The sequence below is a fragment of the Deinococcus frigens DSM 12807 genome (genome assembly GCF_000701425.1).
In the GTDB taxonomy this organism is placed as follows: Bacteria; Deinococcota; Deinococci; order Deinococcales; family Deinococcaceae; genus Deinococcus; species Deinococcus frigens.
The window spans coordinates 1-8,836 of record NZ_JNIW01000091.1; the positions used below are offsets into that span (position 1 = coordinate 1).

Annotated in this window: 5 protein-coding genes and 5 pseudogenes; 6 read left to right on the forward strand and 4 right to left on the reverse strand. The window is 61.1% G+C overall.

Annotation, left to right across the window (positions count from 1 at the left end; translation table 11 throughout):
• Positions 1–227: 227 nt before the first annotated feature.
• Together Q322_RS22800 and Q322_RS0118645 are read left to right on the forward strand one after the other, a co-directional pair.
• Positions 228–551: pseudogene (locus Q322_RS22800) on the forward strand (transposase); the annotation flags it as partial.
• A 50-nt stretch (positions 552–601) separates the two neighbouring features.
• Positions 602–1,078, forward strand: a pseudogene (locus tag Q322_RS0118645) (DDE-type integrase/transposase/recombinase); the annotation flags it as partial.
• A gap of 453 nt (positions 1,079–1,531) precedes the next feature.
• Here the strand turns inward: Q322_RS0118645 and Q322_RS0118650 are convergent.
• The 4 genes and pseudogenes from Q322_RS0118650 to Q322_RS23645 form a co-directional block, all read right to left on the reverse strand.
• Positions 1,532–2,461: an NAD-dependent epimerase/dehydratase family protein gene (locus Q322_RS0118650; protein ID WP_029479379.1), complete on the reverse strand. Its 930-nt coding sequence runs from the start codon at positions 2,459–2,461 to the stop codon at positions 1,532–1,534.
• Positions 2,461–3,234 (reverse strand): SDR family oxidoreductase, encoded by a 774-nt coding sequence (locus Q322_RS0118655; protein ID WP_029479380.1) that lies wholly within the window; start codon positions 3,232–3,234, stop codon positions 2,461–2,463. The genes Q322_RS0118650 and Q322_RS0118655 overlap by 1 nt, the downstream gene beginning before the upstream one ends.
• Complete coding sequence (locus Q322_RS0118660; RefSeq protein ID WP_029479381.1) at positions 3,231–4,175, reverse strand: aldo/keto reductase; 945 nt, start codon at positions 4,173–4,175, stop codon at positions 3,231–3,233. Before Q322_RS0118660 ends, Q322_RS0118655 begins: the two co-directional genes overlap by 4 nt.
• A 175-nt stretch (positions 4,176–4,350) precedes the next feature.
• Positions 4,351–5,528, reverse strand: a pseudogene (locus Q322_RS23645) (IS3 family transposase).
• A gap of 46 nt (positions 5,529–5,574) precedes the next feature.
• Between Q322_RS23645 and Q322_RS0118675 the strand changes: the two are divergent.
• The 4 genes and pseudogenes from Q322_RS0118675 to Q322_RS0118690 all read left to right on the forward strand — a co-directional run.
• A pseudogene (locus tag Q322_RS0118675) lies at positions 5,575–5,790 on the forward strand (Tn3 family transposase); the annotation flags it as partial.
• A 221-nt stretch (positions 5,791–6,011) separates the two neighbouring features.
• Positions 6,012–7,154: a multicopper oxidase domain-containing protein gene (locus Q322_RS0118680; RefSeq protein WP_084148093.1), complete on the forward strand. Its 1,143-nt coding sequence runs from the start codon at positions 6,012–6,014 to the stop codon at positions 7,152–7,154.
• On the forward strand, positions 7,151–8,419 hold the full coding sequence (locus Q322_RS0118685) for a ZIP family metal transporter (RefSeq protein ID WP_029479385.1): 1,269 nt from the start codon (positions 7,151–7,153) through the stop codon (positions 8,417–8,419). The genes Q322_RS0118680 and Q322_RS0118685 overlap by 4 nt, the downstream gene beginning before the upstream one ends.
• Before the next feature lie 148 nt (positions 8,420–8,567).
• Positions 8,568–8,836 (forward strand): annotated as a pseudogene (locus Q322_RS0118690) (dihydrolipoamide dehydrogenase); the annotation flags it as partial.

Below are 8,836 nucleotides of genomic sequence, written 5' to 3' on the forward strand. Positions count from 1 at the left end.
TTCAGACGACAGAAACGCGCTCAAGAGTTCTTGAGTTTGCACACCCGGATCACCAATCTCCACCATCATTCCCGCACCAGTGTTCCCGCCTCCACCCGAAGAAGCAATCAGAAACAAGCCTTCCAGACGTGGTCAATGATCTCGGCAGGGGTGGCCTGAGATTCAGGCCACCCCTGCCCTCCTCATACCTGAACCCGAATTAAGGCAACACAACCGGCTTCGCTCACTTAGAGGATGGTGCGCAGATCGCTGCTTACGCGGGAATCGCTCCCGCACCATTCGAGTCCGGCAGCAGTGTACGGAAACGGAGTCGGATTTCCAAAGTGGGCAATGCTCACCTGCGTCGAACTGCCTACCTTGCCGCTTACGGTGCCAAGCACTCCAAAAGCCGGATGGGCGAGTTCTACCGTCACTTGCGATCAGCAGGAAAACCGCCGAAAGTCGCGCTGACGGTTTTGGGAAGGAAGTTGTTACGGGTGGGCTTGGCAGTCGTGAAATCCGGTCAGCCCTACCGCGAAGATTATCGGCGAGACCCGACTCCCGCCACTTGACGCCACGCGCAGAACACCCTATCTGCCCGACCTGAATTGGCCGACAGTATCAGGTGTGCACGAGCGTCGATGGTATCCGCCACTGGCTCTGGAGGGCCGTGGACGAGCACGGTTTCGTGCTGGACATTCTCCTTCAGCGGCATCGGGACACTGAAGCGGCGAAGACTTTCCTGACTCGGCTGCTGAGTGCGCATGACGTTCCAGAGGTCATCCATACCGATCAGCTCCGTAGCTACGGAGCCGCGATCCGGGAAATCCCGAGCCTGAAGGGCGTCGACCACCAGCAGGTGATCTCCACGGCCAGGTGGAACAATATCGTCGAGCAGGAACACCGATCCACACGGCGACAAGAGCGAAGTCAGCAAGGATTCAGACGACGAAAACGCGCTCAAGCGTTCCTGAATTTGCACGCCCGGATCAACAACCTCCACCATCACTCCCGAACCAGTGTTCCCGCCGCTACCCGAAGAAGCAACCAAAACCAAGCGTTCCAGACGTGGTCAACCGTCGCGGCAGGGGTGGCCTGAGATTCAGGCCACCCCTGCCCTCCGTCTGCCGTGAGGCCAATTAAGGCAACACAACCGTCCTGCGAGATCTGGTCACCCACGCTCTGGGTTGGCCTCGTTCCGGTTTGCCTGCACGGGTTTGGGTCACTGGGATGGCCCAGCGCCGACTCCAGCTCCTGCAGCGCGCTCCGCTCTCAAACAGAGCATCCAACTGAGACTGACGGACCCAGAGTCGTTCTCGGCTCAATCCAGCCCGCTGGAGGCTTGATCTCCCCTCTCGTGCTGAACATCATGTTTCTCGCGCCTAATGCCAACGAGGGCAGCTTCTCTCACAACGGGCTGAACGGCAGCATCAAGCCAATCTGCCAAAAGAGGCGGGCCATTCCATCTAGGATTGGCCCGTTTGCTTTTTGGTGTCTTTCCTTGTTCAGCCCAGTGGGTCGAGAGTCTTCCAGGACAGTGCAGGCGCCACCGTCAAGCCTGCTCAGGCACCCCCCACCAGGGCAGGTTCGCGAAAGGATAGTGCGCGTCGTTCCCCGATTTCAATGCCGCGTAAAACTCCGCAAAGTTATACCTGGGTTGGTAGCCCAGCCCGGCCCTGGCTTTCTCGATCGACCAATACACCTGACCCCAGGCACCCAGCAGGTCATCCATGTTTGCTCCGCGCTGGGCCACCAGCTCTGTGATGCTAGGAAACTGAGCCTCGACCAACGCCCGAGGGTTCTCGCGCCACAACGGCAACTGTTCGAGTGAGAACGGAACGGCCGCCATGATGTTGAAGGCGTCACACGAAATCGTGTCATTCTGCAGCCCCAGCACAAACGCCTGAGCCACATCTCGGTCGTCCACCCCGCCCTTCAGCAGCCGGAAGCCGTAGCGCACAAAGGTCTCGGGAACGAACATGCCCAGACGGTACGAAATGGTTCGGATATCGTGGACGCGACTGTAAAAGCTTGCCAGTTCCTCGGCGAGCGTCTTGGTCAGCCCGTAGAAATCTCCTGGCAGGCAAGGCAAATTCTCCGTGACGACGGCGAAACTGTCGTTAGGCACGGTGATGCTCGCACCGTACACGCCCATGGTGCTGCATAACAGGACTTTCCCGATGCTGTGCTCACGGGCGGCCTCGTAGACGTGGTACGTCCCTTCCATGTTCAGGTTCCAGAACTCGTCCCGGGAATGGTCGCGGAGGTGAATGCCGTGCAGCGCGGCGCCGTGAACAATGACATCTACACCTTCGGCGGCCCGGAACACATCCGTTTTGCTGCGCGCGTCCCCCTGAATGAATTCGTACGGGGTGTCCAGCCGCCGGAAGTCCATCAACACCGGGGTATACCCGTTCTCCTGCAGGGCCGGTGCCAGCACCCGGCCCAGACTCCCCCCTGCCCCAGTGATCAATACTCTCATCAGGGCCACCCACCTTCGTTCAGAGGCGTCACAACCACCTCGTTCAGCACCAGTTCTGGCGGCGCAGCGCACATCCAGACCAGTAGATCCGCCACCCGCTTCGGCGCGAGGGCGTCTGTGGGTGATGCGGCAGGGGGCTTCTGGTCTGCGCGTGCGTGGGCGTCAAAGGTGCCCCAGCTGGTGGCCATGCCACCAGGGTAGACCACACAAGCACGGATCCCGTGCGGTTTGCCTTCTGCGGCCAGTGCCTGCGTGAAGCCGGTCAGCCCGAATTTCGAGGCGCAGTACGCACTCGCATTGGCCCAGCCCCGTTTCCCAGCCACCGAGGACACATTGATGATCGTGCCGCGTCCCGCCCGCTGCATGTGCGGGAACGCCGCTTTGGCCAGCAGAAAGGGCGCACGCAGGTTGACGTCCAGCACGTGATCCCACTCCTCCGCACCGAGGTCAAGCACCGACCCTGGAACGTCTGTGGCGGCATTGTTCACCAGCATGTCCAAACGGCCTAGGGATGGGATGGCCTGCTGCACTGCTTCGATCAACGCCGGCCCGGAGGCCAGGTCAACCGGGCAGACCAGCGCCCGCCGCCCCAGCGCTTCAACGTCTTGGGCCACGGCCTGGAGGTCGTGCTCGCTGCGGGCCAGCAGGATTAAGTCCGCGCCTGCCCGGGCCAGGCCAAGTGCGGTGGCGCGGCCCAGCCCGCTGCTGGCTCCCGTCACGAGGGCTACCTGCCCGGACAGCGCAGTCGGCGCTACACCGCCTTGCGCTGTCATGTCCGGGCGCCAGGGGTGACAATTTCGATCTGGCGGAGATCCTGTTCCGTGAGCAGGGGGCGGATGGACGCTTGGACATTCTGCTCGACTTGTTCTGGGGTCTTGCCACCGGGAATGGCCACTGAGACTGCCGGATGGTTCAGCACGAACTGCAAGGCCAGCTGACCGAGGGATCGGTTGGCGGAGGATAGAACCCGCAGCTGCTCCATTTGGTCGAGTTGTGTTTGATACCAGGCCTCCTGAGGCCAGTTGTGGCGCACATCGCCTTCCGGAAACCGCGTCTCAGGGCTAAACTTTCCGGTCAGCATGCCTTTGCTCAGGGGCCCGCGCACCACCACGCCAATCCCATGTTCCAGGCAGTACGGCAGGATGTCCTGCTCCGCCTTGCGGTTGAGCAGGCTGTAGTCGAGCTGCACCACATCCAGTGTGCCGCCCTGGTTGAATTGCTGGACATACGCGAAGTCATCGGTCGAGACGCCGACGGCCCGCACCCGGCCTTCTTGTTTCAGCTGGGCGAACGCCGTCAGGAACGCTTCGGTCTCACGTGGGGCATTCCACCAGATGTGATCGAAATAGACGTCGATGTACTCGGTGCCCAGCCGGCGCAAGCTGGCTTCGAAGGCTGCGATGATTTTCTCGGGACGGTCGTAAACCGGCTCTTGCTGGGGATCGCGGTGGTGACCCATCAGGCCACCTTTGCTGGCCACAACAATTTGGTCACGGCGGCCCTTGATGATTTGGGCGACCAGTGTTTCGCTGTGACCGTTGCCGTACACGTCTGCGGTGTCGATGAAGGTAACGCCCAGGTCGAGCGCACGCTCCATCGCACTCAGCGAGGCGCTGTCCTCGACCGGGCCCCAGGCATCCCCTCCGATCGCCCAGGCGCCAAACCCAATCTCAGAGACCTGAATGCCTGATTTCCCCAGTGCGCGGTGTTCCATCAGTCTCTCCTTTTCATGCTGACCTCTCTGGAAGTGCTTCACTTTAGAGGTGGGGACATCGCACAGCACTTCGCCACTTTAAGGTAGTCTTTATGACACCAAGTGCGTTCATTTCATTTGGTTGATTTCGTTGGGCGGTACAGGCACTTTGAAATTGCAACACTTTGGTGGAAGGTCAGTTCGGGATGGGGGCGTGCTCCTCGAAGGCGACCGGCGACCGATAGCCCAGAGATGAGTGACGGCGTTGACGGTTATAGAACACTTCAATCCATTCAAACACCTCTGTTCTCGTCTGGGCGCGATTTCTTCGCGCCCTACTCAATTCCAGCTCCGTCTTGAGTGTCGCGAAAAAGCTTTCCTGCACGCTGTTGTCCCAGCAATCTCCCTTCCTGCTCATGCTCTGCACAGCCTCCAGGCGCTGCAATGCCTACCGGTACGCTGCACTGGCATATTGGCTGCCCCTATCCGAATGGTGCAGCAACCCTGCCCCTGGTTGACGGCGATTCAGGGCCATCTGCAGGGCCTGAACGACCACGCGGGTGTCCAGGCGTTCATGCATGGCCCAGCCCACGATTTTCCGCGAGTACAGATCCATGACGGTCGCCAGGTAGAGCCAGCCGTCCGTACACGGCAGATAGGTGATGTCCGTAACCCACTTCTGGTTCGGTTCGGACGCATGAAAATCACGATCCAAGATGTTCTCGGCCACCGGATGCGAATGCTTTGATTGCGTCGTGGCACGGAATTTCCGCTTACAGCGAACTATGAGGTTCGCTGATCGCATCAGTCGCCCAATTCGGCGGCGGCTGACCTGCAGCCCGTCCTCTTCCGCGAGGTCGGCCTTCAGCCGAAGGGTGCCATAGGTTCCCCGGCTTCGGTCAAAGTAGAACTCGATTTTCTCCCTCAGCACCGCGTCCTGCTGACAGCGCCCACTGTCCACCCTTCCCCGCCAGGCGTAATACCCGCTCAGACTGACTTCCAACACCTGGCACATCCGGTCAACCGCATATTCGTACCGGTGGTCAGTGATGAACTGGAAGATCAAGGCTGTTTGGCGAAGAAGGCCAGCGCCTTTTTTAGAATGTCGCGCTCCTGACGGGTCACGTCCAGCTCTCGTTCGAGCGCTTTGAGGCGCGCTTCCTGGGCACTGAGCGCGGCGTTGCCGCGCCCAGTGAAGGCTGGGCGGCCAGCCTGCTCTTGTTTCTCGTGCTGCTGTCGCCAGCGAACGACGTAATGAGGGGGGAGGCCGAGGTCACGCGCGACCTCGGCACAGCTTTTGCTGGTCGTCTTAACGAGCTGGATGGCTTCCTGTTTGAATTCGGATGTGTAGATTTCTCTGGCCTTGGGCATGATGACCTCCAGTGTCGGTCATCCCTAACTTACCCTCCGATAAACCGTAGCAACTTCACTCGTGGTGATGGCCATCAGCGTCTGGAACACGGCCTACGTGGGACGGGTCGTGGATGCGGTGCGGGCAGAAGGCAAGACCGTGCCGGACGAATTGCTGGCCCATGTCTCTCCACTCGGCTGGGAACACATCGGTCTGACGGGTGACTACCTCTGGAGAGAAGACTTGGTGCCGCCGAGCGGCACCTATCGGGATCTAGGCCGCTGAGGCTGTCTGACACGACGTTTTTTGCTTAGCGTACGAAAATTTCAGAATGATGTCTTATCCCCGTTGAGGCCTCCCGCCATTGGCATGGAAGCCACCCATGACCGACACTCGGCATCCTGGGCCTATTGCAAGTGAGCAGCTTCACCTTGACTTTATTTTAGTTATACCTAAATATAGAGTGTGAATACACTAAATAACCTGGCATGGTCAGGATGGACATCATGAATCTCCTCCGTGCCTTCAGCTCCCGCCGGGCCGTCCTCAAAGCTGGCCTGGGCGGCGCGGCGGCCCTGGTGGGCGGCGCGGCTCTGGGCCAGAGCCAGAAGGATTATCCAGCAAACCACGAAGCAATGATGGCCGCCGAGAACAACGCGGCCCACGGTAGTCACGACAACAACATGACGGTGGGAACCGTCAATCACAAGCAGAACGGCTTTGATCCGATGCGCCTGCTGACCGACTGGGATTCGGGCAAGGTCAGCACCCTCCCCAGCGGGCAGACCCTGCGCCAGTACACCATGATCGCGCAGAACAAGGACATCGAAATCGCGCCGGGCATCTTCTTTCCCGCGTGGACTTACAACGGGCGCGTGCCCGGCCCCACCCTGCGCTGCACTGAGGGGGACCGTCTCCAGATCACTTTCATCAACCAGAGTGACCACCCGCACACCATCCACTTCCACGGCGTCCACCCCTCGGAGATGGACGGCGTGCCTGGCGCTGGCCCCGGCGAGATTCCCCCTGGCGGACGCTTCGTGTACGAGTTTGACGCCGAGCCGTTCGGCTGCCACCTGTACCACTGCCACGCCACCAGCCTCAAGAGGCACATCCACAAGGGCATGTACGGCGCGTTCATCGTGGACCCCAGGGAGGACCGCCCACCCGCCCGCGAGTTCGTGATGGTGATGAACGGCTTCGACACCAACTTTGACGCAGCCAACGACGTGTACGCGGTCAACACCGTGGCCTTCGAGTATGCCCAGCGTCCCATTCCCATCAAGAAAAACGAACTGGTTCGTATCTACCTGGTCAACATTCTGGAATTCGATCTGATGAACGGCTTCCACCTGCACGCCAATTTCTTTAACTACTACGACACTGGCACGTCGCTGGAACCCACCAGCCGCATCATCGACACCATCATGCAGGGGCAGGGGCAGCGCGGCATCCTGGAATTCAAGTACAAGTTCACCGGCAACTTCATGTTCCACCCACACATCTCCGAGTTCACTGAACTGGGCTGGATGGGTTTTTTCAAGGTGGTTGAACCTGGAGATTATGACGCTGCCCTTAAAGAAGCCGGGGTAGACGCCCGCTGGGACGAACTGGGTATGAACGGCAGCACCGCCAGGAGGAACGTATGAGCGCATCTGCCCCCGCCCCTGCCCGTTCAGCCAGCAGCCTGTGGGGACTGGCGATCCTGCCCATCCTGCTGCTCGGCGCGGTGCTGGCGTACCTCGTTGCCACGGGGGGCGGCCTCAAGGAATTGAAGGGGCCGCCTATCGAGCAGATCTCGATTGGCCGCATCACCCTACCCGAACGCGGCGTCATCAAAATGAACATCATCAACGACGGCCCGGAAGCCATTACCATCGCGCAGGTGCTGGTGGACGACGCCTTCTGGAACTTCACTTCTGACAAGCCCGGCCCGATTCCCCGGCTGGGCCGCGCGACGCTGACCATTCCCTATCCCTGGGTGCAGGACGATACTCTCGTGGTGGCCGCCGTGAGCAGTCTGGGTGCCATCTTCGAGGGCGAGATTCCCGTCGCCACCGTGACTCCCAAGGCCAGCAGCTCGCTGTTCGCCCGTTTCGGTCTGGTGGGGCTGTACGTCGGCGTGGTGCCGGTGTTGCTGGGGATGATGTGGTATCCGTTGCTGCGCCGCCTGTCGGACAACGCCATGAACTTTATTCTGTCGCTGACCGTAGGGTTGCTGGTGTACCTGGCGATTGGCACGTATCTGGACGCACAGGAATTTGCCGCCGAACTCCCGGCCTTCTGGCAGGGAACGCCCGCCATTCTGCTGATCGCGGCCCTGAGTGTTGGGCTGCTGTTCGCCGTGTCGGGGCGCAGGAGCGAGACCAAACCGCTAAGCGTGTCGTACCGCATCGCCACCGGCATCGGCCTGCACAACCTGGGCGAGGGGCTGGCGATTGGCGCGGCCTTCGCGCTGGGTCAGGCCGCGCTGGGGACCTTCCTGATCCTGGGCTTCACGCTGCACAACATCACCGAGGGCGTTGGCATCGTTGCGCCGCTGACCAAGAAACGCCCGCCGCTGTCGCAGTTCGCGCTGCTGGCGCTGCTGGCCGGTGGCCCCGCCATCCTGGGAACCTGGATCGGGGGTTTCGCCTTCAACCCGGTGCTGGCAACCGTCTTCCTGGCCGTGGGCCTGGGCGCGATCTTGCAGGTGGTCTGGGAAGTGGGCCGCATGGTGATCCGCAACACGCAGAAGGTGGCGGCTGAAGAGGATTCCGGCGCTGTCGGAGCAGGCGTTTTGGGAACGGGTGGGGGTGTCGCCGTCGCCGGGGCCAGCAAGGCCAGCGCTTCGGTGATGAACTGGACCAACCTGGCGGGGTTCACTGTGGGCGTGGCCCTGATGTACTTCACGGCCTTTCTGGTCAAATTCTGAAGTAAGCAAGAGCTGGGCAAAGAGGGGGATGGGAGCAGTTGGCCCGTCCTCTCTCCTTTTTCAGCGGTAGGGCTTCATCCCAATCAACGACCGCCTGGAAACGAACGTACCGGGGATCTGGGCGCTGGGCGACGTGCGGGGCGGCCCGATGTTCACCCACACGGCACGGGACGACGCGCGGGTGGTATACGAGAACGTCACGAAACACGCGGACCTGTCCATCCGTGAACGGGTGGTGCCCTACGCCGTGTTCAGTGACCCGCAGCTCGGGCGGGTGGGCCTCACCGAACGCGAGGCCCGGCGACTCGGTTACCAGGTCAAGATTGGGCGCTACGACGGGCACAAGATTGCCAGGGCGCGGACCCTGGGGGAGACGGCCGGGTTCATCAAGATCGTGGCGGATGCGGACACGGACCG